Below are 25,023 nucleotides of genomic sequence, written 5' to 3' on the forward strand. Positions count from 1 at the left end.
GGGTGCGACGGCTCCGGCGTCCACCGGGGCCAGACCTGCGGTGTCTGCCGGGGCGAGGGGATGATCTGATGACCTACCCTCCGGAGGACTGCACGTTCGAGGTGACCTACACCCTCGGGCGCCGGGGGGCGGGCCGTGAGTCGTTCTCCGACGTCTACGCCCTCGGCCGCTGGTTCAAGGAGATGGAGCGCCGCGGGGCGATGGACCCCGAGGAGTTCCAGACCCCCGACGAGGACGGCCGCAACGGCTACCGGATCGTCTGCGTCACCGACAGCGAGCGCGTCGCGATCAGTTACTTCCATCCGCGCCTGGTGATGGGGCGCATCGAGGGCGCCCGGGCCGCCGGGGCCCGGGCCGCCGCCGACTGATCCCGCTCGTTCAGCCGCCGGTGGACGGGCTGGGGGCCGGGTTGGACGTCGGCTCCGGCCGCGGCTCCTGGGTGGGCGGCTCCGACGGCGGCTCCGAGGGCTCCGGCGGGTCCGAGGGGTCCGGGGTGCCGGGCGGGTCGGACGGCCCGGGGTCGGGCGGCGTGACGGGCGGCGTCGGCTCGCCGGGGGTCCCCGGCGTGCCGGCCGGTGGCGTGGGCGTGTCCTTCGGCGGGGTCGCCGGGCCGTCCGGCCGGCCGGGGGTGCCCGTTCCCGGCTTGGACGGGGCGTCGCCGGCGGGCGTGGATCCGTCCCCGGTCCGCGGTTCCTCGCCCGGCCGCGTCCAGGGCGGCAGGTCCGGGGCGGGGCGCTGTTCCTGGGTCGCCGGGCTCGGCGCGGGCCCGGTGCTCCGGCCCGGCGTGGCGGTGCCGCCGCCGGTGCCGCCGGTGCCGGACGGGCTCGCCGACCCGGACACCCGGTCGGCCTGGCCGCTGCCGGAGGAGGGGATCAGGGACTCGACCCGGCCCTCCTTGCCCGACGGCCACGACATCAGCAGGCCGACGGCGGCGGCCACCGAGGCGGCCATGCCGGTCACCGCGCCCACGCCCCGCCGGGTCGTGCGGCGGGCCCGGCCGCGTCCCGGCGGCGTGGCCACGGACGGGCCGATCACCACGAGCGGGCTCGGGGCGGTCACCTCCGACAGCGGTCGGGCGGCCTCCTCCTCGCAGGCGGCCAGCACCAGGTCGCGCAGCGCGGCGGGCGGACGGGCGGGCGCCCGGCGGGCCAGCAGCCCCGGCAGCCGGCCCTTCTCGAACGCGGCGATGACGTCGGTGTGCAGGCGCGGGTCCGCGGCGCCGCGCAGGAGCAGGTCCAGGACGGTCCGCTCCAGCCGCGTCCGCGCGGCGTGGAGCAGCTCGCGGACGGTGTCGGGGGCGATGCCGAGCACCCGCGCGATGTCGGGCACCTCCAGCCACTCGCCGGCCCACAGCACCAGCGCCTCGCGGTGGTCGGGACGCAGCCGCCCGGCGGCCCGCATCAGCGGGTCGGCCACCGGTGCGGCGGCCGGGTGGGAACCGGGCGGGCGGGCGCCGTCGAACGCGGGCCGCCCCGTGCCGGAGAACGCGCCGCGATCGGCGCACGCCGACCGCGACAGCGCGTAGAGCCAGAGGACGGTGTCGCCGCGCGGCGGATGCCGTACGGCGGCGACGAAGGCGTCCCTGACCGCGCCGGCCGCGTCGTCGTCACCGAGCAGTGACCAGCAGTGAGAGAACAGGCGATCGGCGTGCGCGTCGTAGAGGGTTCCCAGGTCCCCGCGCATCTGACCTCCCGTGTGAACCGGCGCGCACCGCCCCGCGGCCCGAAGGGCCGGTGGGCACGCGACTCTAGTGCACATCCGTGACGTCTGAGAAGTCCGGGACGTCCGTGCGTGTCGGTTCTCGCGGAGGGTAAGCGGTTGAGCGTGCTTTGTCATGTTCATCCAGATTTCAGAAAGTTTCTGGTGAAGGGTCGATTGGTGATCCGGTTCACCAGGGAAGGTCTCGGACCTGTTGCCGAGGCGAGGAGAAGGCGCGCATGACCCGGCTGACGATCGATGGCGTCTACCAGCACATTCGCGGAGTCTGTTTCAAGAACGGCCCGCCCGGGACGGTGGGCGCGGAGACCGAGTGGCTCGTCGTGGACGCCGCCGATCCGGCCGCCCACGTCCCGGCCGCCCTGCCGAGGGCCCTGCTCGACGCCGCCGGTCCGCCGCCACGGGGCTCGAAGATCACCTACGAACCCGGCGGGCAGCTGGAGCTCAGCTCCGCGCCGTTCCCCGGCCCGGCCCGGGCGCACCGGGAGCTGGCCGCCGACATCGCCCACGCCCGCCGCGCCCTCGCCGAGGGCGGACTGGTCCTGGCCGGGCACGGGGTCGACCCCGTCCGGCCGCCGCTCTTCCAGGCCGACCACCCGCGGTACGCGTGCATGCGCGGCTACTTCGACGCGGGCGGCTTCACCGACGCCGGGATGACCATGATGTGCTCCACCGCCTCCGTCCAGGTGTGCCTGGACATCGGCGCCGACGCCGCGGACGCCGGGCGGCGCTGGCGGCTGGCGCACGCGCTGGGGCCCGTCCTGGTCGCCGCGTTCGCCAACTCGCCGCGGCGCGCCGGGCGGCGCACCGGTTTCCGCTCGACCCGGCAGGCCACCTGGACCGTGCTCGACCCCTGCCGGACGCTGCCCGTGCACACTCCGGGGGGACCGGGCGGCGGGGGACCGGACGAGGAACCCGCCGAGGCGTGGACGCGCTACGCCCTCGACGCCCGCGTGATGGTGGTGCGCACCGCGTCCGGCGGCTGGGCGGCCGGCCCCGGGATGACCTTCCGGGAATGGCTGCGCACCGGCGAGCCGGGGCTCGCCGAGCTGGAGTACCACCTGTCCACCCTGTTCCCGCCGGTCCGTCCGCGGGGCTGGCTGGAACTGCGCATGATCGACGCGCTGCCCGACCCGTACTGGCCCGTCCCGGTCGCGGTCGCCGCCGCCCTGCTGGACGACCCGCGCGCCTCCGGGCGGGCCGAGGCCGCCACCGAACCGGTGGCGGAGCGCTGGGGCGAGGCGGCCCGGGACGGGCTCGCCGACCCCGCCCTCGCCGGGGCCGCCCGCGCCTGCTTCGACGCGGCGCTGGAGGCGCTGCCGCGGATGGGCGCCGGCGACCTGGCCGCGCTGGTGGACGAGTACGCCCGGCGGTACGTGGAACGGGGCCGGTGCCCGGCGGACGACGTCCCCCAGGCCGCGCCGTCCCGACCCGCCCGCCCCGCCCGGGCGCCGGAGGCCGCGGCGGCCGGGGACCCCCAGGAGACGGAGACCCTGACATGGCCGCGATGAACGCGACCCCCGCGCCGGGCTCGCTGGACGAGCCCGCGCTGAAGGAACTGATCGCCGGCGAGCTGGGCGCGGTCCGCGACCGCAGCCTGGGCCTGACCACCGGTGCGCTGGAGGAGGCCGAGCTGACGGCGCAGGTCTCCCCGCTGATGTCCCCGCTGGTCTGGGACCTGGCCCACGTCGGCAACTACGAGGAACTGTGGCTGCTGCGGGCCGCGGCGGGCGTCGCGCCGATGCGGCCCGAGATCGACGGCCTGTACGACGCGTTCGAGCATCCCCGCGCCGAACGCCCGTCCCTTCCCCTGCTCCCGCCCGGCGAGGCCCGCGCCTACATCTCCGCGGTCCGCGCCAGGGTGCTCGACTCGCTCGGATCGGTGCGCTTCGACCCGGCGGACCCGCTCACCTCGGGCGGCTTCGTGTACGGGATGGTCGTCCAGCACGAGCACCAGCACGACGAGACCATGCTCGCCACCCACCAGCTCCGCCGGGGCGCCCCCGCCCTGTTCGACCCGCCCGGCGAGGCCACGCAGGCGACCGTCCCCGGCGCGGACACGCCGGCCGGGGAGGTGCTGATCGCGGCCGGCCCGTTCGAGAGGGGCACGTCCGGCGACCCCTGGGCCTACGACAACGAAGGCCCCGGCCACATGGTGGATCTGCCCGCCTATTACATCGACGTGGAACCGGTGACGAACGCCGCGTACATCGCCTTCATGGAGGCGGGCGGGTACGACGAGCCGGGCCTCTGGCACCCGCGGGGCTGGGAGTGGCGGTGCCGGAGCGGCAAGCGCGCGCCCGCCTTCTGGTCGCGCGACGGCGCCGGCCACTGGGTGCGGCGCCGTTTCGGCCGGACCGAGCCCGTGCCGCCCGCCGAGCCGGTGCAGCACGTGTGCTGGTACGAGGCGGACGCCTACGCGCGCTGGGCGGGCAAGCGGCTGCCCACCGAGGCCGAATGGGAGAAGGCCGCCCGGTGGGACCCCGCCGCGGGCCGCTCCCGCCGGTACCCCTGGGGCGAGGTCTACGAACCGGGCCGCGCCAACCTGGGCCAGCGGATGCTCCGCCCCGCCGAGACCGGCTCCTACGCGTCCGGGGCGTCCGCCTACGGGGTACGCCGCCTCCTGGGGGACGTCTGGGAATGGACGTCCTCGGACTTCCACGGCTACCCGGGATTCCGTTCGTTCCCCTACAGGGAGTACTCCGAGGTCTTCTTCGGCCCCGAGTACAAGGTGCTGCGGGGCGGTTCGTGGGCGACCCACCCCCTGGCCGTACGGGGCACCTTCCGCAACTGGGACTACCCGATCCGGCGGCAGATCTTCGCCGGGTTCCGGTGCGCCCGGACGGCGGACGAGACCGCCGGGGGGACCGCCTGATGTGCCGCCATCTGGGCTACCTCGGCGGGCCGCGCACCCTGGCCTCGCTCATCTACGAGGGCGGGCACTCGCTGGAGCACCAGTCCTACGCCCCGCGCATGACCCAGGGCAACATCCTCAACGCCGACGGCTTCGGCGCCGGCTGGTACCACGCCGGCCCCGGGGAGCGGGGGCGGCCGGTGCGGTTCCGGCGGGACCGTCCCATCTGGAGCGACCCGTCGTTCCGCGAGATCGCCGAGGTCGTGGAGACCACCTGCGCGGTCGCCGCGCTCCGCTCGGCCACGGTGGGGTTCCCCGTGGACGAGTCGTGCGCGCAGCCGTTCCGCTCCGGGGCGGCGGGGCGGGGGCCGGGCCGGTTCTTCAGCCACAACGGGAAGATCGAGGACTTCGCCGGGGCCGAGGGCAAGCTGCGCGAGCTGGCCGGCGAACTCGCCGCGGTCCCCGACGCCCGGGCGCCGGTCGACTCGGCGCTGCTCTTCGCGCTGGCCGCCCGCCTGTGGCACGAGGGCCGCGGTCTCGGCGCCGGCCTCGCCGAGACCGTCCTGGCGGTGAGCGCCCTGGCCCCCGGCCGCTACAACCTGCTGGCCGCGGACGGCGCCGCGCTGGCCGCGACGACCTGGGGCGACTCGCTGTTCGTCCGGACCCCGCCGGGAGAGGTGTGGATCTCCTCCGAACCCCTCGACGACGACCCCGGCTGGCAGCCCGTCCCCGACCGTTCGCTGGTGACCGCCGACCTCGCCGCCGGGGTCCGCGTCACCCCGCTGTGAAGGAGAAGCCGTGGACCGGTTCCTGACCGCCGACGACCTTGCCAAGACGCTGCGCCGGGACGTACGGGAGGGCCTGGAGGCCAGGCCGAGGACCCTGCCGCCCAAGTGGTTCTACGACGAGCGGGGCAGCGCCCTGTTCGAGGAGATCACCCGGCTGGAGGAGTACTACCCCACCCGCAGGGAACGCGAGATCCTCCTCGCCCGCGCCCCCGACATCGCCGCCGCGACCGGGGCGCGGACGCTGCTGGAGCTGGGCGCGGGGTCGGGGGAGAAGACCCGGCTGCTGCTGGACGCGCTGCGCGGCACGCTCCGCGCCTACGTCCCGGTGGACGTGAGCGGCGACTTCCTCGCCGAGTCCGCCGCGCGGATCGCCGCCGACCATCCCCGGCTGTCGGTGCGCCCCGTGGTCGCCGACTACGAGCAGCACCTGCACCTGCTGCCGTCCGGCGAGCGGCGGCTGGTGGCCTTCCTCGGCGGGACCGTCGGGAACATGCCGCCCGCCGCCCGCATCGGCTTCCTGGCCGGCCTGCGCGCCACGATGGGGGACGAGGACGCCCTCCTGCTCGGGGCCGACCTGGTCAAGGACGAGGAACGGCTGGTGGCCGCCTACGACGACGACGCCGGGGTCACCGCCGAGTTCAACCGGAACGTGCTGCGCGTGATCAACCGGGAGCTGGAGGCCGACTTCGTCCCCGCGGCCTACGAGCACGTGGCGGTGTGGAACGCCGCCGAGGAGTGGATCGAGATGCGCCTGCGCTCGGTCCGCGACCAGGTCGTCCGGGTCCGGGGCGTGGACCTGGAGGTGGCGTTCGACGCCGGGGAGGAGATGCGCACCGAGATCTCCGCCAAGTTCCGCCGGGAGCGGCTGGAGGCGGAACTGGGCGCGGCCGGGCTGACCCTGGCGGAGTTCTGGACCGACGGGGCGGGCGACTTCTCGCTCTGCCTCGCCCGCCCGACCAAGAACGCACCAGCGCCGGCGTAGGACCTGCCTCGAAGCGACCTCAGGCTCTGCTTCAAAGTCCCGGCCCACGGCGCTCGCCTGGCGGCTCGCGCCTCACCGGGCCTTGACGAGCGCGACATCGCTACGCGATCTGCCCGGTGGGGCTCGCCTCCGGCATCGCCCCACCGGGCAGCGAACGCGCTCGCGCGGTGGCTGAGGCCGCCTTGAGACAGAGCTCAGGGCTTGGCGGAGGGGTGGGCCAGGCCCAGGCGCCTGATGTCCTCGGCCAGCCGGGTCGCCAGGTAGCGGTGGCCCTCCGGGGTCGGGTGCACCCCGTCCCGCTGGATGAAGCGGGGCGCGTTGCCGGTGCCCTGGAGGCGGTTCCCGGTGATCCAGCGTCCGGCGATCGGATCGATGAACGGGACGCCGAGCCGCCCGGCCACGCCGCGCAGGGCGTCCCGCACGGCCAGGGCCGCCGCGGGCGGGGACTGGTCGCCCCACATCGGGCCGACGAACGCCAGCCGCGTCGAGGGCCAGCGCTTGCGGGCGCGTTCCAGCACGTCCTGCGCGGCCCTGGCCACCTGGTCCGGCGGGTGGTGCCAGTCGTTGTGACCGCCCGACACGACCAGCATGTCCGGCGCCGGGCGCCAGCCCAGCTGGCTCTCGTACAGGACGCCGAACGGCTGCCGCGGCCGGCCGCCGGCCACGAACCCGGTGCCGCCGCGGCCGGCCAGGATGACCTGCCACCCCAGCAGCCGCGCCGTCGCCGCCGCGTAGGTGTACTCCGGCAGGCTGCCGCGCTCGCCGACCGTGTAGCTGTCACCCAGGAACATGACCACCGGCGTGGCGGCGGCGACCGGGCTGGTGGCGGCCGAGGCGGGGCCGGTGCCGCGGGCCGCGTCGCCGGTGAACGGGCCGCAGCCGGTCGCCGAGACGGAGGCCAGGCACAGCGCGAGGATCGCCGCGCCGCGGCGGGCGCGGCGAGATGTCATGGAGGGGCACCGGTTTCCGTGAGGGCCTGAGGAGACGGTGCCCTCGATTTTAGGAGAATCCGTGGCCGCGCGGGCACCGTCCGCGAACTCCCGTCCCCGCGGTCCCGGACGTCCCGCGGCCCTACATCCGCCGTTCACCGGAGGCTCACACGCCGGTGGGGGCCGGGTCACCCGGTGACGCCAGGGTTCCGCGGGTGACCCCGACCCGACACGACCGCCTCCGCGAACTCGACCTGCTGCGCTTCGTGGCGGCGCTGGCGGTGGTCCTCTTCCACTTCACCGGCTTCAAGGGCGCCGGGCCCTGGCCCGAGCCGTCGCTGGAGCTGTTCCCGGGACTCGGCCTGATCACCCGGTACGGCTACCTGGGCGTCGACCTGTTCTTCATGATCAGTGGCTTCGTGATCCTGATGAGCGCGTGGGGGCGCAGTCCCGGCGAGTTCGGCGTCTCCCGGCTGGTGCGGCTGATGCCCGCCTACTGGGCCGCCGTCCTTCTCGGGCTGGCGGTCTACGCCGTCTTCCGGCTGGGCAGCGGGGCGCCCGGCCTGATCGTCCCCAACCTGACCATGCTGCAGGGCGGCCTCGGCGTGAAGAACGTGGACGCGGTCTTCTGGACCCTCTGGGTCGAGACGCACTTCTACGTGCTGATCGCCGTCCTGGCCGCGATCGGCATCGGCTACCGCGGGTGCCTGGTGTTCATGGCCGCCTGGACGATCGGCGGCGTGTACGCCGACGAGGCCGGGAACAAGCTCCTCCAGGTCATGCTGATGCCCACCTGGAGCCCGTACTTCATCGGCGGCATGGCCCTCTACATGATCCACCGGTTCGGCCCGACCCTGCTGCTGTGGGGGTACGTGGCGGTCTCGTGGCTGCTGGCCGTGCACTGGAGCGTGTGGCGTACCGGGCACGTGTTCACCGGCTCGGACGAGACGGTGGTCGCGTTCGCCGTCACGGGCGTCTTCGCCGTGATGGCCCTCGTGGCCACCGGGCGCCTGCGCGGGCTGCGCTGGAGGGGGCTGACCGTGCTGGGGGCGCTGACCTACCCCCTGTACCTCACGCACTCCCAGGTCGCCCTGCCGCTGCTCAAGTACGCCTATCCGGCCCTGAACCGCTGGGTGGCGCTGGCCCTGGTCACCGGTGCCTCGCTGCTGGTGGCGTACGCGGTGTACCGCCTGGTCGAGCGTCCGGGCCAGTCCTGGATGCGGGCCCGGCTCCGCGAGTCGCTGGCACCGATGCGGGAGGGCGCGGCGAAGGCGTCCGTCCCCGCCCCCCGCCCGGGTGCCCACCCCGCCCCGCCCGCTGCGCCGCCGGCCCCGAACGGCTCCGCCTCCGACCTCCCAGGGCCCCGTACCACACGTGTTCCGTGACCCTCGGGGAGCCGCCGGACGCGCACCGTCGCGGCTGTGACGCGGGGGACCGGCGGGGCGCTGATCCGGTCGTGACCGCACAGACTCGTGTCAGACCCGGGAACAGGGAGCCGGGCCGCCGCCGGCGCCCCAGGCACGCCGCCCCCTCGGAGAAGGCCAAGGCCAAGGGCAGCCCGGTATTCGTCGACGCCAGCGGCCGGCGCGCTCGGCTGCTCAGGCGGACGGGACTCGGCGCCGGTGCGGCGCTGGTGCTCTACCTCGGCGCCGTCGGGGTGAGCCTCGTGGCCGGCGCGGACGTGCCGCTGACGCCCTGGACCGGATCCGGCCACGGCACGGCCGAGGGGACCCGGCAGCCGACGGGAGGCGAGCGCACCTCCCAGGCGCCCCGCCCGTCCGACGCGACGGCCCGGACGAGGGCGCCCGCTTCGGGCGGCGGTGCGGGGACGTCCCGGGCGCCGGTGCCACCCTCCGGCGGGACCGCCGCGCCCGCGCCCGAGCCCGGCGGCACGGCCACCGCCGTCCCGGGCGGCACCCGCGGGAACGGCAACCCGACACCGCCCGGCTTCGACCGCCGTAAGAAGGACCGGCCCGCCCCGTGAAGGGGAGGGAGCCGCGCGGCCACTGGTTCCTGCTCCTCCTGGGCGGCCTGACCCTGTTCGCCGCGCTGCTCCTGAACGGCTTCGCCGAGGGGGCGGTCGGGGAGTCCCCGGCGGACCCGGGCGGCGAGACCGGCACCGGCCGGGGCCCGAAAGCGCCGGGCGTACCGGCCGCGGCGACCAGCGGCGGGCCCGTGCTGGACCTGAACCCGGGCCAGGAACCGCGCAGCGTGCGGCCCGCGAACAAGACGATCGCGCTGACCTTCGACGACGGCCCCGATCCGCGGTGGACGCCCCGGCTGCTGGAGACGCTGCGCAAGCACGGCGCCCAGGCCACCTTCTTCGTCGTGGGGGCGCGCGTCGCCGAGCACCCCGGCATCGTCCGCCGCATGGCCGCCGAAGGGCACGAACTGGGCAACCACACCTACACCCACGTCGACATGGGCGAGGCCCCCGCGTGGCGGGTCCGGCTGGAACTCGACCTGACCCAGCGGGCCCTCGCGGGCGTGGCCGGTGTGAAGACCGCACTCGTGCGGATGCCGTACTCGTCCACACCGGCCTCGCTGACCGGCCCGCAGTGGGAGGCGGCCAGGCGCGCGGGGGAACGCGGGTACCTGGTGGCGCTCACCGACCGCGACACCAAGGACTGGGTCGGGGCCGTCTCCGACACCATCGTCGAACGGGCGGCGCCGTCCCGGGGACGGCCGGGCGCGGGCGCGGTCGTGATGATGCACGACTCCGGCGGCGACCGCGAGGCGACGCTGGCCGCCGTGGACCGGCTCCTCACGGGGCTCTCGGCGAAGGGCTACCGCTTCACCACGCTGTCACGGGCGGTGGGGCTGCCGCCCGCGACCGCCGAGGCCACCGGCGCCGAGCGCGCCGTCGGCACGGTCCTGGTGTCCGCGCAGCGGGCCTCCGGCTGGATCGTCGGGGCCCTCGGCGTCCTGTTCGGCGTGGCGGCGATCCTCACGGTGGCGAGGCTGGCCCTGCTGCTGGGGTTCGCCCGGACGCACGTGCGCCGCGTCCGCCGCGCGGGCGGGCCCCGCGGGCCGGGCGGGCGGCGACGCCGGCACTGGCACGACCTGGGCCACCCGACGCCCCCGCTCTCGATCATCGTGCCCGCCTACAACGAGGAGGCGGGCATCGAGGCCACCGTCCGGTCGCTGCTGGACACCGGCTATCCGGCGCCGTTCGAGGTGATCGTGGTCGACGACGGGTCCACCGACCGCACGGCCGCCATCGTGGACGGGCTGCGGCTGCCCGGCGTACGGCTCATCACCAAGCCCAACGGCGGCAAGCCCAGCGCCCTGAACGCCGGCGTCGCCGCCGCCCGCGCCGAGGTGGTGGTGCTGGTCGACGGGGACACCGTCTTCCAGCGCGACACGCTCTGGCACCTGGCCGGGCCGTTCGCCGACCCCGCGGTCGGGGCGGTCAGCGGCAACACCAAGGTCGCCAACCGGGGCGGCGTCCTGGGGCGGTGGCAGCACCTCGAGTACGTGATCGGCTTCAACCTCGACCGGCGGATGTTCGACGTCCTGCAGTGCATGCCCACCATCCCGGGGGCGATCGGCGCGTTCCGCCGCCAGGTGCTGGCCGCGGTGGGCGGTGTCAGCGACGACACCCTCGCCGAGGACACCGACCTGACGATGGCGATCTGCCGGGCCGGGTGGCGCGTGGTGTACGAGGAGAACGCGCTCGCCTGGACCGAGGCGCCCGCCTCCCTCCGGCAGCTCTGGCGGCAGCGCTACCGCTGGTGCTACGGGACCCTCCAGGCGATGTGGAAGCACAGGCGCTCGCCGTTCCAGCGCGGCCGGCCGGGCCGGTTCGGCCGCCGCTGCCTGAGCTACCTCACGGTCTTCCAGGTGGTGCTGCCGCTGTTCGCGCCCGCCGTGGACCTGTTCACCGTCTACGGGCTGGTGTTCCTGGACCCGTTGCGGCTGGTCGGCCTGTGGCTGGCCTTCACGGTCCTCCAGGCCATGGCGGGGGCGTACGCCCTGCGGCTGGACGGGGAACCGGTGCGCACTCTGTGGGTGCTGCCGCTCCAGCAGGTGGTGTACCGGCAGCTGATGTACCTGGTGGTGATCCAGTCCCTCGTCACGGCCGTTCTCGGGGCCAGGCTCAGGTGGCACTCCATCAGCCGTGCGGGCACGTTCGCGTCCCGGGACGGCTCCCGCCTCCCGACGTGACCGCCCGGCTCCGAACGCCTGGTGATGAGGTTCCTCGCGCGACCGGTGTGACATTTCCGGGCGGGCGGGCGCTGGCATGGGTAAGAGGGCGGGCCGACTCGGTCAGAGCGGGGATCGAGCGGCGCGCCCTCGCCATGTCCGGGGGGCCGCCGCCCTGTGCCCGCCGCGCCGCCGCACTACGCCCGCCGCCCTACGTCGTGTCCAGGGGGCGCAGCTCGTCGGCGTAGCTGACCGACGTGCGGCGCATGAGGCCGTCCTCGGCGATCGTGTACTGGCCGAGCCGCCACAGGGGCGGCGAGTAGGCGTGGATCGACACGCTGGCGTCGGCGGCGCCGACGAGGCGGTGGATGTGGTCCGGGCCGAAGCAGAACGAGGTGTTCTCCGGCATCACGGTCCGGACGTGGGCCCCGCCGATACGCGGGTTGCACTCCTCCAGGGCACCGGCGACCACCCGTACGGCGCCTGAGGAGATGTCGTGGTCATGCCACCCGGTGTCGTTCTCCGGAGTCCAGCACAGCAGCCAGATGTCCACGTACTCGTCCCGATACAGCGAGACGTAGTGGCGCTCCTCGTCCGAGAAGCGCACATGCTGCCGCCACAGGTCCGGCCGCCCGGCCAGGGAGTCGACCAGCTCCCGTAGCTCATGCTTGCCGAGGGCCCGGGGTGGCAGGTTCTCCAGGCACTCCGCCCCGGAAGCGATGGGGGCGGCGCAGGCAGCGGCCTCAGCCGGCATGTGATGGCTCCTTTCCGTTCGATGGTCCGTGCAGGAGACGGTGGGGGTTGGTCACGCGGAAGGCGTGCTCGGCGGCCTCGCCCATGCCGAGGTCGCGCGGGGCCGCGTACGGCCGGTCCGAGCCGTGCACGACCACGTCCACGCCGAGCGCCCGCACGACGGCGTCGGCGGCGCGGGGGCCGTAGGAGGAGGTCTCCACGAACGCGGCGGGGTCGATCTCGCCCCGGCCGCCGCCGCGGGCCGCCAGCCGTTCCCCGTGCAGGGGCGCCAGCCCGGCGAGCATCGCGAAGCACACCCGCAGGCGCGGGTGGCGGGGGCGGCCGTGGGTGCGGAAGGCGAACCAGGCGGCGTGCATCTGCTGGACGTAGGGGACGAGCGCCGCCCACCACGCGGGCGCGCCGGGCGTCTCGGGGGAGCGGCCGGGGTGGATCAGGAGGGGCAGCCCGCGCGATTCGAGGAGGTCCAGGAGCGGGGCGCAGCGCTCGTAGCCGGACGCGTCGAGCAGGGCCGTGGCGGGCAGCTGCAGGCCCGCGAACCCCGCGTCCAGGGCCTCGGCGGCCGCGCCGGCGTCGACGTCCCGCACGCAGGCCGCGGCCCAGGCGCCGAACGGCTCGGGGAGGTCCAGCGCCCCTTCGTGATAGGCGTCCAGCAGGGGGCGGGCCTCGCGCGCCGGAAGCCATTCGACGCCCAGCGGCGCCGACAGGGACACCAGGGCCAGGCCGAGCCCGTCCGCGCGGGCCAGCCCGGCGCGCCGGGCGGGGTCGTGGTCGGCGGGGTCGACCTCGTAGGGCGGCTCGCCGTCCAGGCGCAGCGTCCAGCCGTCCAGGAGGGGCGGCACGCGCCGCGCCCGCAGCGCGCCGACCAGCGGTGACCCCCACAGATGCTGGTGCACGTCCACGCCGCCGGACATCGGCCGCCTCCTTCCGTGACACCGGCACCACGTAGCGCGACGCGGTACTGAACCGGATCAGTTAACCGATTCAGTGAACCGGTTCAGGAGGCGCGCCGTCAAGCGGGGCCGGGTTTCGTCGTACCCAGCCTTTAGGGTGGTGGGGTGCCAGAGCGGCGCAAGCGCGCGACGATCCGGGAAGTGGCGCAGGCGACAGGGCTGTCGCCTGCCGCCGTGTCCTACGCGCTGCGCGGCATCCAGACCTCGGAGGAGACCCAGGAGCGGGTCCGCGCCGCCGCCGACGAGCTGGGCTACGAGGCGCACCCGATCGCCCGGGCCCTGGCCAGCGGGCGCACCGGCATGGTCGGCCTGCTGTGCGGCTCGCTGGAGGACTACTGGCAGCAGTCGCTGGCCGTGGGCATCAGCCGGTCCCTGCTCGCCCGCGACCGGTACGCGCTGATCGTGGACGCCTTCAACGACCCCGCCCGGGAGCTGGCGCTGGCCCGGCAGCTGCGCGACCAGCGGGTGGACGGGCTGATCGTGCAGCCGCTCGACCCGTCCGCCGCGCTGTGGGCCGAGCTGGCCGAGACGGTCCCGGTGGTCTCGGTCGGGGACGTGCTGCACGGCGGCAGGTCCCAGGGCGAGGTGGTCTTCGACAACCGGCGCGGTGTCACGCTGGCGCTGGAGCACCTGCGCGAGCTGGGGCACCGCCGCGTCGCGGTGTTCACCCCGACCCTGGCCAGCACCCCCGACCGTCCCGCCGACGTGCACGTCAACGCCGAGGCGCGGCGGCTCGGCCTGGAGGTCGAGGTCGTGGTCGCGCCCCAGTCGCTCGCGGAGGCCACCGAGGTCGCCATGCGGACCCTGCGCGGCCCGGGCCGGCCCTCGGCGATCTTCTGCTTCTCCGACTCCATCGCCTACGGCGTGTACGCGGCGACCCGCGTGCTGGGCCTGGCGGTGCCCGGCGACGTCGCGGTCTGCGGCTACGACGCCCATCCGATGTCGGCCCTGCTGACCCCGCCGCTCACCACCGTCGACTGGGACATCGACGGCATCGTGCACTCGGCCGTGCGGCTGGTCGTGGACGTCATCGAGGGCAAGCCGCGCAAGCGCCGCGTCGTCCGCGAGCCGTCCCTGCGCGTCCGCGAGTCCACCGGCCGCCCCCAGGCCCCCGAGGCCCCCAAGGCCCCCAAGGACCCCCGGGACGCCTGAGGCCCGGCCCGGCCCGGGCGGGAAGCCTCAGAACGCCTCAGAACGCCCCCAGAACGCCTCGGGTGCCATCAGGTGCCCTCAGTCCGCTTCGGGGTCCGTCAGCGCGCTTCAGGGTCCGTCAGCGGGCTTCGGGGGCCCTCAGTCTGCTTCAGGGTCCGTCAGTGCGCCTCGGGATGCCAGGGCGCCGGAGAGGCGGCGGGCAGGAGGGGCAGGAGCCGGGAGATCTCGGGCAGCAGGTCGGCGGCCACGGCGATGTCGGCGTCCAGCGGCCGGTCGTCCACCCGCGGATCCAGCACCTCGGCCGACAGGTCGTACACCGACCGCAGCGGCCCGCCCGCCGGGGCGCGGCCCTGCATCCGCAGCGCGCGGACCGCCGCGACCAGCTCGCAGCCGAGCCCGATCCGGTACGCGCCGAGGGCCTCGGTCGTCGCGCGCGCCGACTGGGTGGAGAACCCCGCGTGCTCCTCCACGCCCCGCGACAGCACCGCGCTGCCCAGCGCCGCCGGGGCGGCCAGGCGGCGGACGTCGGCGAGCGCCGAGTGCGTCACGTACTCCAGGATCATGATCCCGGAGGACGCCTCGGTCGCCGCCTGGAACGGGTAGAGGCCGGTGAAGGACGGCTCGGCCAGCGTCCCCAGCCGGGCCGCCGACAGCGCCATGGTCTGGAAGAGCGCCGCGCGGGCGGCGTCCAGGGCCAGCCCCGAGTACGCGGTGTGGAAGTTGCCGTTGTGCCAGACCGCGCGGCCCGCCACGTCGACCAGCGGGTTCTCCGACGCCGCGTTGATCTCGCGGGTGACGACCTCCTCGGCGTAGGCGGCGGTCTCCAGCGCCGGGCCGTGGACCTGCGGGAACGCCCGGTAACCGTAGGGGTCCTGGATCCGCATCGGGGCGGGCTGCTCGAAGGCCAGCAGCGTCCGCATCGCCGTCGCCACCTCCCGCTGACCCGGATGCGGGCAGGCGTCGTGCACCGCCGGGGCGTACGGCTCCTCCGAGCCCCGCACCGCCAGCAGCGACAGCGCCGCGACCCCGGTCGAGGCGGCCAGCAGCGTGCGCAGGTCGGTCACCGCCAGCGCCGACTCCCCGAGCGTGGCCGCGTTGGAGCTGATGAAGGCCAGGGCGTCCGCCGAACGCAGCCGGAAGCCCGGCCCGCGCGGCTGCGCGCCGTCGGGCGCGGTCAGCCAGGCGCGCTCGCCGAGCAGGCACAGCGCGGTGGAGGCCAGCGCGGTGAGGTCGCCGGTGCCGATCGCCCCGTACACCGGGACGGGCGGCAGCAGGCCGAGGTTCAGCACGTCGGCCAGCGCGGTCAGCACCCCGGGATCGACGCCCGAGCCGCCGGCCGCGAGCTGGTTGAGCCGCACGGTGATCATCGCCCGGACGATCTCCGGCGCCACCAGCGGTCCCGCGCCCGCCGCGTGGCTGCGCAGCAGCCGCAGCCCGTGCGCGTCGGAGTCCTCCCACTCCACGCCCACCTCGCGGTTGGCGCCGACCCCGGTGGTACGGCCGTAGACCGGCTCCTCCGCGGCCACCTCGCGGGCCACCCGCCAGGCCGCGCGGGCCCGTTCGGTGCCCTCGGGCGCCATGACGATCGTCACGTCCCCGCGGGCGGCACGGGCCACCTCGGAACAGGTGAGCCGGGTGCCGTCCATAACGATTCGGGTGGTTTCCACGCCCTAACGCTACTTTCTATTCTATTCCGATCGGTAAGCTCCCAATATGCCTGGCCCACCGATCGTCCCGCGCCGCCTCGGCGACCCGTGGGAGCGACAGTGTCAAACAGATACGGTGGGGTACAAGCCGGATTTGATCCCCCATCTGTCACCGAGCGGACGAACGGCGTTGCATCGACGCCCAACGAGGACGTGAATCGTTTGATCACCTTTGCGGGCGTGACCAAGCGCTACCCGGACGGCACCGTGGCCGTCGACCGGCTCGACCTGGAGATCGAGGCGGGCCGCATCACCGTTCTGGTCGGGCCCTCCGGGTGCGGCAAGACGACCTCGCTGCGCATGGTCAACCGGATGGTGGAGGCCACCGAGGGCACCGTGTCCATCGACGGCCGCGACGTCCGGGACATCGACCCGCCCACCCTGCGCCGCGGCATCGGCTACGTCATCCAGCAGGCCGGGCTGTTCCCGCACCGCACCATCGTCGACAACATCGCGACGGTGCCCTACCTGCTGGGCTGGGACAAGAAGAAGGCCCGCGCGCGGGCGCACGAGCTGCTGGAGCGGGTCGGGCTCGACCCCAAGCTGGCGGGGCGCTACCCGGCGCAGCTCTCGGGCGGGCAGCAGCAGCGGGTGGGCGTCGCCCGCGCGCTGGCCGCCGATCCGCCGATCATGCTGATGGACGAGCCGTTCAGCGCCGTCGACCCGATCGTGCGCGGCGGCCTGCAGGAGGAGTTCCTGCGCCTGCAGAGCGAGCTCGAGAAGACGATCGTGTTCGTCACCCACGACATCGACGAGGCGATCCGGCTCGGCCACCGCATCGCGGTGTTCCAGGTCGGGGGCCGCCTGGCGCAGTACGCCGCCCCCGAGGAGCTGCTGAACGCGCCGGCCGACGACTTCGTCCGCGACTTCCTCGGCGGCGACCGCGGCATCCGGCGGCTGCGCTTCTTCCAGGAGCTGGACGCCGAAGAGGCCGGCGAGACTCCTGAGGCCCCCTCTGCGGCTAAAGAGGCGGACGAGACGGGCGAGGCCCGCGAGGCCGCGGCGGCGGACCGGTGACCGCCCTCGCGGCGCTCGCCGAGGACGGCGAGCCGCTGATCCGCTGGGACTGGATCGGGCGGAACCTGAGCGGCGACATCACCGAGTCGTTCCGCGAACATCTCATCCTGTCGTTCACCCCCGTCCTGCTCGGCCTGCTGATCGCCCTCCCGGTCGGGCTGGCCTGCGCGCGCTGGCGGCGGATCTACCCGCCGGTGCTGGCCGCGACCAGCGTGCTGTACGCGGTCCCGGCGATCGGGCTGTTCGTGATCTTCGTCGCGTTCACCGGGCTGACCTACCCCACCGTGATCGTCCCGCTGGCGCTCTACACCCTGTCGGTGCTGGTGCCCAGCGTGGTGGACGGGCTGCGGGCGGTGCCCGACCACGTCCGGCAGTCGGCGGTCGCGATGGGCTTCGGCCCGCTGCGGCGGCTGGTCCAGGTGGAGCTGCCGATCGCGGTGCCGGTGCTGATGGCCGGGCTGCGGGTCGCCACGGTCGCCAACATCAGCCTGGTCAGCGTGGGGGCGCTGATCGGCATCGGAGGCCTCGGCCAGCTCATGGTCAAGGGCATGAAGTGGCCCGGCGGCGGATTCACCACCCCGATCATCGTCGCGATCGTGCTGATCATCCTGCTGGCACTGGTCGCCGACCTGCTCCTGCTGCTCGTCCAGCGGCTGCTCACCCCGTGGGAGCGCGCCGGGCGCGGGCGCCGGGCCACGGCCGCGGAGGACACGGACGGCACGGACGGCGCGGACGGCGGGACGAAGGCCGCGGCGCCCGGCGGCACCGCCGGGGCGGCCGGTGACCGGGCCGGGACGACGGCCGAGCCGGAGGAGGTCCGTTGAACGCGATCTGGGAGGCGCTGGCCTGGTTCGGCGGCTCGGGGCAGTGGTCGGGGCCGGACGGCATCCCCAGCCGGCTGCTGGAGCACCTGTGGTACTCGCTGCTGGCGTTCGCGGTCACCGTGCTGATCGCGCTGCCGCTCGGGCTGGTCCTGGGCCACCTGCGCCGGGGACGCCCCGCCGCGCTGGCCGGTTTCCTGGTGCTGTCCTCGGCGAACGCCGCGCGCGCCCTGCCCACCCTGGGCCTGCTCATCCTCGCGGTGATCATCACCACCGCCGGCGACCTGGTGCCGATCCTGATCCCGCTGGTCGCGCTGGCGATCCCGCCCGTGCTGGTCAACACCTACGCCGGGGTGCAGCAGGTGGAGGCGGGCCTGCGGGACGCGGCCGAGGGCATGGGCATGACCGGACGGCAGGTACTGCTGAAGGTCGAGCTGCCGGTGGCGCTGCCGCTGATCCTGCTCGGCCTGCGGACCGCCCTCATCCAGATCATCTCCACCGCGACGATCGCCGCCTACGTCGGGCTCGGCGGCCTGGGCCGCTACATCGTCGACGGCTACTCGCGGCAGGACTACGACAGCATGGCCGGCGGCGCGATCCTGGTGATCCTGCTGGCCGTCCTCACCCAGCTCGCCTTCGCCGGCCTGTACCGGTACGCGGTCTCCCCGGGCGTACGGCAGCGGGCGGCGGTGTCCTGATCCAGCGCAATCGGCCGAGGCCGTACGGCGTCCACGCGGAGGCCGTACGGCGACCACTCGGCATCCTGACCGGGCGCACAGGAGCGCCCGGACCCTGAGGAAGGAAGAACCACATGTCCCGGATGATTCGCGGAGCCGCCGCGCTGGCCGCCGCGGTGCTGGCGCTGAGCGCGTGCGGGGGCGGCGGCGACGGAGACCCGCTGAGCGGCGGCGGGGAGGGCGGCGGCCAGAGCATCACCATCGGCGGCGCCGACTTCCCCGAGAGCGGGCTGATCGGCGAGATCTACGCGCAGGCCCTGGAGGCCAAGGGCGTCAAGGTCGAGCGCAAGTTCAGCATCGGGTCCCGCGAGGTCTACTACAACCAGGTCAAGAGCGGCGCCATCCAGGTCTTCCCCGAGTACAACGGCGCGCTGCTGGCGTACGTGGACAAGGAGAACCCGGCGAGCACCACCCAGGAGGTGGACGCGGCGCTCAAGCAGAAGCTGCCGGCGGAGCTGGAGGTGCTGGCGCCCGCGCAGGCCGAGAACAAGGACACGCTGGCGGTCACCGCGGCCACCGCGAGCAAGTACAAGCTCACCACGATCGAGGACCTCAAGCCGGTCGCCGGTGAGCTGGTGGTCGGCGGGCCGCCGGAGTTCAAGACCCGGCAGCAGGGCCTGGTCGGACTGGAGAAGGTGTACGGGGTGAAGTTCAAGGAGTTCAAGTCCCTGGACACCGCCGGCCCGATCACCGTGTCGAACCTGGCGAAGAACCAGATCCAGGCCGCCGACCTGTTCTCGACCGACGCCGCCATCAAGAAGAACGGCTTCGTCGCGCTCCAGGACCCCAAGAACGTCTTCGGCGCGCAGAACGTGCTGCCGCTGGTCTACAAGTCCAAGATCAACGACACCGTGCGCACCGCGCTCAACGCCGTCTCCGCCAAGCTCACCACGGCCGGGCTCCAGGAGATGAACAGCGAGATGTCGGAGAAGAAGACCGACCCCGAGACGGTCGCCAAGGACTGGCTCGCCAAGAACGGCCTGGGCTGACCCCGGCGGATTCCTGGGACCCTCCGGGCCTGCCGGATTCCCCGGGCCTTTCGGGTCTCCCGGGGGCCGCTCCGGTGAGCCGCGGAACGCCGCGGCTCACCGGGACGGCCTCCGGGCCGGAGGGTGGCCGCCGAGCCGGGCGGTGAGGTCGGCGGCCGTCGTCCGCACGGCCGCGGCCAGCGCCGGCCAGCCCTCCTCCGGGCGGCTCTCGCGGCGGAACGTCACCGTGATCGCGGCCGTCGGATGGCCCGTGTGGTCGAACGAGCAGGCCGCGATGCTGGCGAACCCCGCGGTGATGTGGCCGTCCTCCACCGACCAGCCCCGGCGGGCGTCCCCGGCCAGCTCGCGCCGCAGCTCGCGCAGCGACGCCGGGCCCAGGCCCGTACGGTCCACGAAGGGGCCGGGGAACAGCGCCCGTACCTGCGCCGCGGGCAGGTGCGCCAGCATCGACCGGCCGCTGGCGGTGAGCTGCGCGGGCATCCGCACGCCCACGTCGGTCACCAGCGTCGCGTGCCGGGGCGGCTGCTCCTTCAGCAGGTAGAGCGTCTCGGCACCGTGCAGGACGCCGAGCTGGACGATCTCCCCGACCCGGTCCACCAGCCGGCGCAGCAGCGGCCGGGCCAGCCGTTCCAGCGGCCCGTGCCGCAGGTAGGCCGAGCCGATCTCGAAGGCGGCCACCCCGAGCCCCCAGCGCCGCTCCTCCGGCACGTAGGAGACGAACCCGTCCTCGGCCATCGCCGTCAGCAGGTGGTAGGTGCTGGACCTGGGCAGCTCAAGGGAACGCGCGATCGCGGAGGCGGGCAGCGGCCCGGCCGAGCCCGCCAGCAGCCGCAGCACCGCCAGGGCGCGCCGCGCCGCCGGTACCTGTCCCATCGTCCCGCTCCCTCCCGTGCCCCGTCCCTCTCGTAGCTCGCGCCTCCGTGGCTCGCGCCTTCCGTGCTCGCCCGTCCAGTGTCTCGTATCCGAGACACATTGCCGGTGCGGGCCCTCCTGCGGCGCCGGTCCGCCCGCTGCAATGGTGGGTATGAATTTCGGCATGGGGGACGCGCGCGTCGAGGTCGGCCCGGAACCGCTGACCGTCGACCAGGTCGTCGCGGTGGCCCGGCACGATGCCCCGGTCGCGCTCACCGACGAGGCGATGAAGGCGATCGGGGCCGCGCGGGCGCACATCGAGGAACTGGCCGCCCGCTCCACCCCCGTCTACGGGGTGTCCACCGGTTTCGGCGCCCTCGCCACCCGGCACATCGCGCCCGAGATGCGCGCGCAGCTTCAGCTCAACATCGTCCGCTCGCACGCGGCCGGGTCCGGCCCCGAGGTCGAACGCGAGGTCGTCCGGGCGCTGATGCTGCTCCGGCTCCGCACCCTCGCCTCGGGCCGCACCGGTGTCCAGCCGGTCACCGCGACCACCCTGGCGGCCGTGCTCAACGCGGGCATCACCCCCGTCGTCCACGAGCACGGCAGCCTCGGCTGCTCCGGGGACCTGGCCCCCCTCGCCCACGTGGCGCTCACGCTCATCGGCGAGGGCCCCGTCCGGGACGCGCGGGGCGAGCGGGTACCCGCCGCCGACGCGCTGGCCGCGGCCGGGATCGAGCCGGTCACGCTCGGCGCGAAGGAGGGCCTGGCCCTCCTCAACGGCACCGACGGGATGCTCGGCATGCTGGCGCTGGCGATCGCCGACCTGCGGCGCCTGCTCACCGCCGCCGACCTGGCCGCCGCGATGACCGTCGAAGCCCTGCTGGGCACCGACCGGGTCTTCGCCGCCGACCTGCAGGAACTGCGCCCGCACCCCGGCCAGGCCGTCTCGGCCGCCAACCTGCGCGCCCTGCTCGCCGAGTCGGAGATCATGGAGTCGCACCGCGGGCCCGACTGCACCCGCGTCCAGGACGCCTACTCGCTGCGCTGCTCGCCGCAGGTGAACGGCGCCGCCCGCGACACCCTGGCGCACGCCGAGCTGGTCGCCTCCCGCGAGCTGGCCGCGGCGATCGACAACCCCGTGGTGCTCCCCGACGGGCGGGTGGAGTCCAACGGCAACTTCCACGGGGCGCCGGTCGCGTACGTGCTGGACTTCCTGGCCATCCCGGTCGCCGACCTGGCCTCGATGTCGGAGCGCCGCACCGACCGGATGCTCGACCGGGCCCGCTCCGCCGGGCTGCCCGCGTTCCTGGCCGACGACCCGGGCGTGGACTCCGGCCACATGATCGCCCAGTACACCCAGGCCGCGATCGTCGCCGAGCTCAAGCGGCTGGCGGTGCCCGCCTCCGCCGACTCCATCCCCAGCTCGGCGATGCAGGAGGACCACGTCTCGATGGGCTGGGGCGCCGCCCGCAAGCTGCGCGTCGCGGTCGACCGGCTGGCCCAGGTCGTCGGTATCGAGATCCTCACCGCCGCGCGCGCCCTGGACCTGCGGCGCCCGCTGCGTCCCGGCCCCGCCACCGCGGCCGTGGTCGCCGCGCTGCGCGAGCACGTCGAGGGACCCGGCCCCGACCGGCACCTCGCCCCCGAGATCGCCGCCGCCACCGAGCTCGTCCGCGACGGGACGCTCGTGGCCGCCGCCGAGGCCGTCACCGGCCCCCTGTCATGACCACCGGCAAGGCATCGACCACCGGCAAGGCTAAGGAGCGACGCATGTCCGGACCCCGTCCCGTACGCGCACCGCGCGGCACGTCCCTGACCACGGCCCAGGGCTGGCCGCAGGAGGCCGCGCTGCGCATGCTCATGAACAACCTCGACCCGGAGGTGGCCGAGCATCCCGACGAGCTGGTCGTCTACGGCGGCTCGGGGAAGGCCGCCCGGAACTGGGACTGCTTCGACGGCATCGTCCGGTCGCTGGGGTCCCTGGAGGGCGACGAGACGCTGCTCGTCCAGTCCGGCAAGCCGGTCGGGATCTTCCGCACGCACGAGTGGGCGCCCCGCGTGCTCATCGCCAACTCCAACCTCGTCCCGCAGTGGGCGACCTGGGAGGAGTTCCGGCGGCTGGAGTCGCTCGGCCTGACGATGTTCGGGCAGATGACCGCCGGCTCGTGGATCTACATCGGCACGCAGGGCATTCTCCAGGGCACCTACGAGACGTTCGCGGCCGTCGCGGAGAAGCGGTTCGGCGGGTCGCTGGCCGGGACGATCACGCTGACCGCCGGGCTCGGCGGGATGGGCGGCGCCCAGCCCCTCGCCGTCACCATGAACGGCGGCGTCGCGATCTGTGTCGAGTGCGACCCGTCCCGCATCGAGCGCCGGGTCGCGCACCGCTACTGCGACCGGCAGGCCGGCTCGCTGGACGAGGCGCTGCGCCTGGCCGAGGAGGCGAAGGCGCGCCGGGAGCCGCTGTCGATCGCCGTGCTCGGCAACGCCGCCGACGTCGTCCCCGAGCTGCTGCGCCGCGGCGCCCCGATCGACATCGTCACCGACCAGACCAGCGCGCACGACCCGCTGATGTACCTCCCGCGCGGCGTGGCGTTCGAGGACTGGGCCGCCGAACGCGACAAGGACCGCGAGGGCTTCATCACCCGCGCCCGCGAGTCCATGGCCGCGCACGTGGAGGCGATGGTCGGGTTCCAGGACGCGGGCGCGGAGGTGTTCGACTACGGCAACTCCATCCGGGGCGAGGCGCAGACCGCCGGGTACGACCGCGCGTTCGCGTTCCCCGGCTTCGTGCCCGCCTACATCCGGCCGCTGTTCTGCGAGGGCAAGGGCCCGTTCCGGTGGGCCGCGCTGTCGGGCGACCCCGCCGACATCCACCGCACCGACCAGGCGATCCTCGACCTGTTCCCGGACAACGAGCCGCTGACCCGCTGGATCCGGATGGCCCAGGAGAAGGTGCACTTCCAGGGGCTGCCGTCCCGGATCTGCTGGCTCGGCTACGGCGAGCGCGACAAGGCCGGGGCCGTCTTCAACGACCTGGTGGCGCGCGGCGAGATCAGCGCGCCGATCGTGCTGGGCCGCGACCACCTGGACTGCGGCTCGGTGGCCTCGCCGTACCGCGAGACCGAGGGCATGGCCGACGGCTCGGACGCCATCGCCGACTGGCCGCTGCTGAACGCCCTGCTCAACACCTCCTCCGGCGCCACCTGGGTGTCGATCCACCACGGCGGCGGCGTCGGCATCGGCCGTTCGATCCACGCCGGGCAGGTCTGCGTCGCCGACGGCACCGACCTGGCCGCCCGGAAGCTGGAGCGCGTCCTGACCAACGACCCCGGCACCGGGGTGATGCGGCACGTGGACGCCGGCTACGACCGCGCCGCCGAGGTCGCGGCCGAACGCGGCGTGCGCGTCCCGATGGCGGAGCACGGCTGACCGTGGGCTTCGAGGAGATGTGGGCGGCGCTGCTGCCCGTCGGGCGGGACCCGGGCGCGGGCGGCTACCACCGCTTCGCCTGGACCCCGCCCGAGCTGGAGTGCCGCGACTGGTTCCTGGACGAGGCGCGCGCCCGCGGCCTCCGGGTCGAACGGGACCGCAACGGCAACCTCTTCGCCTGGTGGGACACCGGCGGCACGGACGAACCGGGCGTGCTGACCGGCAGCCATCTGGACTCGGTGCCCGGCGGCGGCGCGTACGACGGGCCGCTGGGCGTCGTGTCCGCCTTCGCCGCGATCGACCTGCTGCGCGAACGGGGCGCCCGGCCCCGCCGCCCCATCGGGATCGCCGCGTTCGCCGAGGAGGAGGGGGCCCGCTTCGGTGTGGCGTGCCTGGGCTCCCGCCTCCTCAGCGGCGCCATCACCCCCGAGCGGGCCCGCGGGCTGCGCGACCGCGACGGACGTACGTTCGCCGAGGTGCTCGCCGCCCACGGCACCGACCCGGAGGGCATCGGCCGCGACGACGACCTGCTCGGCCGGATCGGCTGCCTGGTCGAGCTGCACATCGAGCAGGGCCGCGCCCTGGACGTGCCGGTGGGCGTGGCCGGCGCGATCGTCCCGCACGGGCGCTGGCGGTTCGACTTCACCGGCGAGGGCAACCACGCCGGCACCACGCGCCTGGAGGACCGGCGCGACCCCATGCAGCCGTTCGCCCACATGATCCTGGAGGCCCGCCGCGCCGCCGCGCGCAACGGCACCCTGACCACCGTGGGCAAGGTCCAGGTCACCCCGAACGGCGTCAACGCGATCCCCTCCGCCGTCACCGCCTGGCTCGACGGCCGGGGCCCGGCCGACGACGCCGTCCGCCGGACGGTGGCGGAGGTCCACGCCGCCGCCCGCGCCGCCGCCCGCGAGCACGGCGTGTCGGTCGAGCTGGCCGAGGAGTCCTACTCCGAGGTCGTCGGCTTCGACACCGCCCTGCGGGACCGGCTGGCCGCGACCCTGGGCGGCGTCCCCGTCCTGCCCACCGGCGCCGGGCACGACGCCGGGATCCTCGCGTCCCGGCTGCCCACCGCGATGCTGTTCGTCCGCAACCCGACGGGCGTCTCGCACGCGCCCGCCGAGTCCGCCACGACCGACGACTGCCTGGCCGGGGTGGAGGCGCTCACCGCGGTCCTCGCCGACCTGGCCTGCTGA

Annotated in this window: 21 protein-coding genes and 1 pseudogene; 16 read left to right on the forward strand and 6 right to left on the reverse strand. The window is 74.8% G+C overall.

The features are described 5' to 3' along the window. The first annotated feature begins 68 nt into the window (after window positions 1-68). Window positions 69-368 (forward strand): hypothetical protein, encoded by a 300-nt coding sequence (locus tag IW256_RS08510; RefSeq protein ID WP_197010427.1) that lies wholly within the window; start codon window positions 69-71, stop codon window positions 366-368. 10 nt (window positions 369-378) lie between these two features. On the opposite strand, the gene IW256_RS08515 is transcribed toward IW256_RS08510, so the two are convergent. Continuing rightward, on the reverse strand, window positions 379-1,683 hold the full coding sequence (locus IW256_RS08515; protein WP_197010428.1) for an RNA polymerase sigma factor: 1,305 nt from the start codon (window positions 1,681-1,683) through the stop codon (window positions 379-381). A gap of 254 nt (window positions 1,684-1,937) precedes the next feature. Between IW256_RS08515 and egtA the strand changes: the two genes are divergently transcribed. From egtA to egtD, 4 genes are read left to right on the forward strand one after another with little or no spacing between them, the layout of a single operon-like run. Next, entirely contained in the window at window positions 1,938-3,227 is a 1,290-nt protein-coding gene (gene egtA, locus IW256_RS08520) for an ergothioneine biosynthesis glutamate--cysteine ligase EgtA (RefSeq protein ID WP_197010429.1), read from the forward strand. Further along, window positions 3,215-4,591 (forward strand): ergothioneine biosynthesis protein EgtB, encoded by a 1,377-nt coding sequence (gene egtB, locus IW256_RS08525; protein WP_231403705.1) that lies wholly within the window; start codon window positions 3,215-3,217, stop codon window positions 4,589-4,591. Before egtA ends, egtB begins: the two co-directional genes overlap by 13 nt. Continuing rightward, a complete protein-coding gene (egtC, locus tag IW256_RS08530; RefSeq protein WP_197010430.1) occupies window positions 4,591-5,358 on the forward strand; it encodes an ergothioneine biosynthesis protein EgtC in 768 nt (255 codons plus the stop codon). Before egtB ends, egtC begins: the two co-directional genes overlap by 1 nt. Before the next feature lie 10 nt (window positions 5,359-5,368). Then, window positions 5,369-6,340, forward strand: coding sequence for an L-histidine N(alpha)-methyltransferase (gene egtD / locus IW256_RS08535; protein ID WP_197010431.1), 972 nt, complete (start codon window positions 5,369-5,371; stop codon window positions 6,338-6,340). A gap of 194 nt (window positions 6,341-6,534) precedes the next feature. Here egtD and IW256_RS08540 read toward each other — a convergent pair whose 3' ends face one another. Continuing rightward, a complete protein-coding gene (locus IW256_RS08540; RefSeq protein WP_197010432.1) occupies window positions 6,535-7,290 on the reverse strand; it encodes an SGNH/GDSL hydrolase family protein in 756 nt (251 codons plus the stop codon). 194 nt (window positions 7,291-7,484) lie between these two features. On the opposite strand from IW256_RS08540, the gene IW256_RS08545 reads away from it, so the two are divergent. From IW256_RS08545 to IW256_RS08555, 3 genes are all read left to right on the forward strand, one after another. After that, window positions 7,485-8,654, forward strand: a complete 1,170-nt coding sequence (locus tag IW256_RS08545; RefSeq protein WP_197010433.1) for an acyltransferase family protein — start codon at window positions 7,485-7,487, stop codon at window positions 8,652-8,654. Window positions 8,655-8,725: 71 nt separating this feature from the next. Then, window positions 8,726-9,253: a hypothetical protein gene (locus tag IW256_RS08550; protein ID WP_197010434.1), complete on the forward strand. Its 528-nt coding sequence runs from the start codon at window positions 8,726-8,728 to the stop codon at window positions 9,251-9,253. Next, the gene (locus IW256_RS08555; protein WP_197010435.1) at window positions 9,250-11,436 is read left to right on the forward strand and encodes a bifunctional polysaccharide deacetylase/glycosyltransferase family 2 protein; all 2,187 of its coding nucleotides are present in this window, start codon (window positions 9,250-9,252) and stop codon (window positions 11,434-11,436) included. Before IW256_RS08550 ends, IW256_RS08555 begins: the two co-directional genes overlap by 4 nt. A gap of 190 nt (window positions 11,437-11,626) precedes the next feature. Here IW256_RS08555 and IW256_RS08560 read toward each other — a convergent pair whose 3' ends face one another. After that, the gene (locus tag IW256_RS08560) at window positions 11,627-12,169 is read right to left on the reverse strand and encodes a cysteine dioxygenase (RefSeq protein ID WP_197010436.1); all 543 of its coding nucleotides are present in this window, start codon (window positions 12,167-12,169) and stop codon (window positions 11,627-11,629) included. Then, window positions 12,159-13,079, reverse strand: coding sequence for an amidohydrolase family protein (locus IW256_RS08565; protein ID WP_197010437.1), 921 nt, complete (start codon window positions 13,077-13,079; stop codon window positions 12,159-12,161). The genes IW256_RS08560 and IW256_RS08565 overlap by 11 nt, the downstream gene beginning before the upstream one ends. A gap of 180 nt (window positions 13,080-13,259) precedes the next feature. Here IW256_RS08565 and IW256_RS08570 point away from each other — a divergent pair, with 180 nt between their 5' ends. Continuing rightward, complete coding sequence (locus tag IW256_RS08570) at window positions 13,260-14,270, forward strand: LacI family DNA-binding transcriptional regulator (protein ID WP_307828801.1); 1,011 nt, start codon at window positions 13,260-13,262, stop codon at window positions 14,268-14,270. 158 nt (window positions 14,271-14,428) lie between these two features. Here IW256_RS08570 and IW256_RS08575 read toward each other — a convergent pair whose 3' ends face one another. Beyond that, a complete protein-coding gene (locus IW256_RS08575) occupies window positions 14,429-15,937 on the reverse strand; it encodes an aromatic amino acid ammonia-lyase (RefSeq protein WP_197010439.1) in 1,509 nt (502 codons plus the stop codon). Between the two features lie 201 nt (window positions 15,938-16,138). On the opposite strand from IW256_RS08575, the pseudogene IW256_RS08580 reads away from it, so the two are divergent. The 4 genes and pseudogenes from IW256_RS08580 to IW256_RS08595 form a co-directional block, all read left to right on the forward strand. Beyond that, window positions 16,139-16,885: pseudogene (locus tag IW256_RS08580) on the forward strand (ABC transporter ATP-binding protein); the annotation flags it as partial. A 104-nt stretch (window positions 16,886-16,989) separates the two neighbouring features. Next, window positions 16,990-17,817, forward strand: coding sequence for an ABC transporter permease (locus IW256_RS08585; RefSeq protein WP_197010441.1), 828 nt, complete (start codon window positions 16,990-16,992; stop codon window positions 17,815-17,817). Then, on the forward strand, window positions 17,814-18,512 hold the full coding sequence (locus IW256_RS08590; protein ID WP_197010442.1) for an ABC transporter permease: 699 nt from the start codon (window positions 17,814-17,816) through the stop codon (window positions 18,510-18,512). The genes IW256_RS08585 and IW256_RS08590 overlap by 4 nt, the downstream gene beginning before the upstream one ends. A gap of 113 nt (window positions 18,513-18,625) precedes the next feature. Continuing rightward, a complete protein-coding gene (locus IW256_RS08595) occupies window positions 18,626-19,540 on the forward strand; it encodes an ABC transporter substrate-binding protein (RefSeq protein WP_197010443.1) in 915 nt (304 codons plus the stop codon). Between the two features lie 96 nt (window positions 19,541-19,636). On the opposite strand, the gene IW256_RS08600 is transcribed toward IW256_RS08595, so the two are convergent. Next, window positions 19,637-20,413, reverse strand: coding sequence for an IclR family transcriptional regulator (locus IW256_RS08600; protein ID WP_197010444.1), 777 nt, complete (start codon window positions 20,411-20,413; stop codon window positions 19,637-19,639). A gap of 163 nt (window positions 20,414-20,576) precedes the next feature. Between IW256_RS08600 and hutH the strand changes: the two genes are divergently transcribed. The 3 genes from hutH to IW256_RS08615 are packed head-to-tail and all read left to right on the forward strand — an operon-like array spanning window position 20,577 to window position 25,023. Further along, window positions 20,577-22,121: a histidine ammonia-lyase gene (gene hutH / locus IW256_RS08605; RefSeq protein WP_197010445.1), complete on the forward strand. Its 1,545-nt coding sequence runs from the start codon at window positions 20,577-20,579 to the stop codon at window positions 22,119-22,121. Between the two features lie 44 nt (window positions 22,122-22,165). Then, entirely contained in the window at window positions 22,166-23,827 is a 1,662-nt protein-coding gene (gene hutU, locus IW256_RS08610; protein WP_231403706.1) for a urocanate hydratase, read from the forward strand. Window positions 23,828-23,829: 2 nt separating this feature from the next. After that, window positions 23,830-25,023, forward strand: a complete 1,194-nt coding sequence (locus IW256_RS08615) for an allantoate amidohydrolase (protein WP_307828802.1) — start codon at window positions 23,830-23,832, stop codon at window positions 25,021-25,023.

This window comes from Actinomadura viridis (assembly GCF_015751755.1).
GTDB classification, from domain to species: Bacteria; Actinomycetota; Actinomycetes; order Streptosporangiales; family Streptosporangiaceae; genus Spirillospora; species Spirillospora viridis.

Excerpts from the sequence above, each read along its gene's own strand:
- IW256_RS08510 (WP_197010427.1), top strand. The coding sequence starts at position 69 with ATGACCTACCCTCCGGAGGACTGCACGTTCGAGGTGACCTACACCCTC.
- IW256_RS08515 (WP_197010428.1), bottom strand. The coding sequence starts at position 1,683 with ATGCGCGGGGACCTGGGAACCCTCTACGACGCGCACGCCGATCGCCTG.
- egtA (WP_197010429.1), top strand. The coding sequence starts at position 1,938 with ATGACCCGGCTGACGATCGATGGCGTCTACCAGCACATTCGCGGAGTC.
- egtB (WP_231403705.1), top strand. The coding sequence starts at position 3,215 with ATGGCCGCGATGAACGCGACCCCCGCGCCGGGCTCGCTGGACGAGCCC.
- egtC (WP_197010430.1), top strand. The coding sequence starts at position 4,591 with ATGTGCCGCCATCTGGGCTACCTCGGCGGGCCGCGCACCCTGGCCTCG.
- IW256_RS08540 (WP_197010432.1), bottom strand. The coding sequence starts at position 7,290 with ATGACATCTCGCCGCGCCCGCCGCGGCGCGGCGATCCTCGCGCTGTGC.
- IW256_RS08560 (WP_197010436.1), bottom strand. The coding sequence starts at position 12,169 with ATGCCGGCTGAGGCCGCTGCCTGCGCCGCCCCCATCGCTTCCGGGGCG.
- IW256_RS08565 (WP_197010437.1), bottom strand. The coding sequence starts at position 13,079 with ATGTCCGGCGGCGTGGACGTGCACCAGCATCTGTGGGGGTCACCGCTG.
- IW256_RS08595 (WP_197010443.1), top strand. The coding sequence starts at position 18,626 with ATGTCCCGGATGATTCGCGGAGCCGCCGCGCTGGCCGCCGCGGTGCTG.
- IW256_RS08600 (WP_197010444.1), bottom strand. The coding sequence starts at position 20,413 with ATGGGACAGGTACCGGCGGCGCGGCGCGCCCTGGCGGTGCTGCGGCTG.
- hutH (WP_197010445.1), top strand. The coding sequence starts at position 20,577 with ATGGGGGACGCGCGCGTCGAGGTCGGCCCGGAACCGCTGACCGTCGAC.
- hutU (WP_231403706.1), top strand. The coding sequence starts at position 22,166 with ATGTCCGGACCCCGTCCCGTACGCGCACCGCGCGGCACGTCCCTGACC.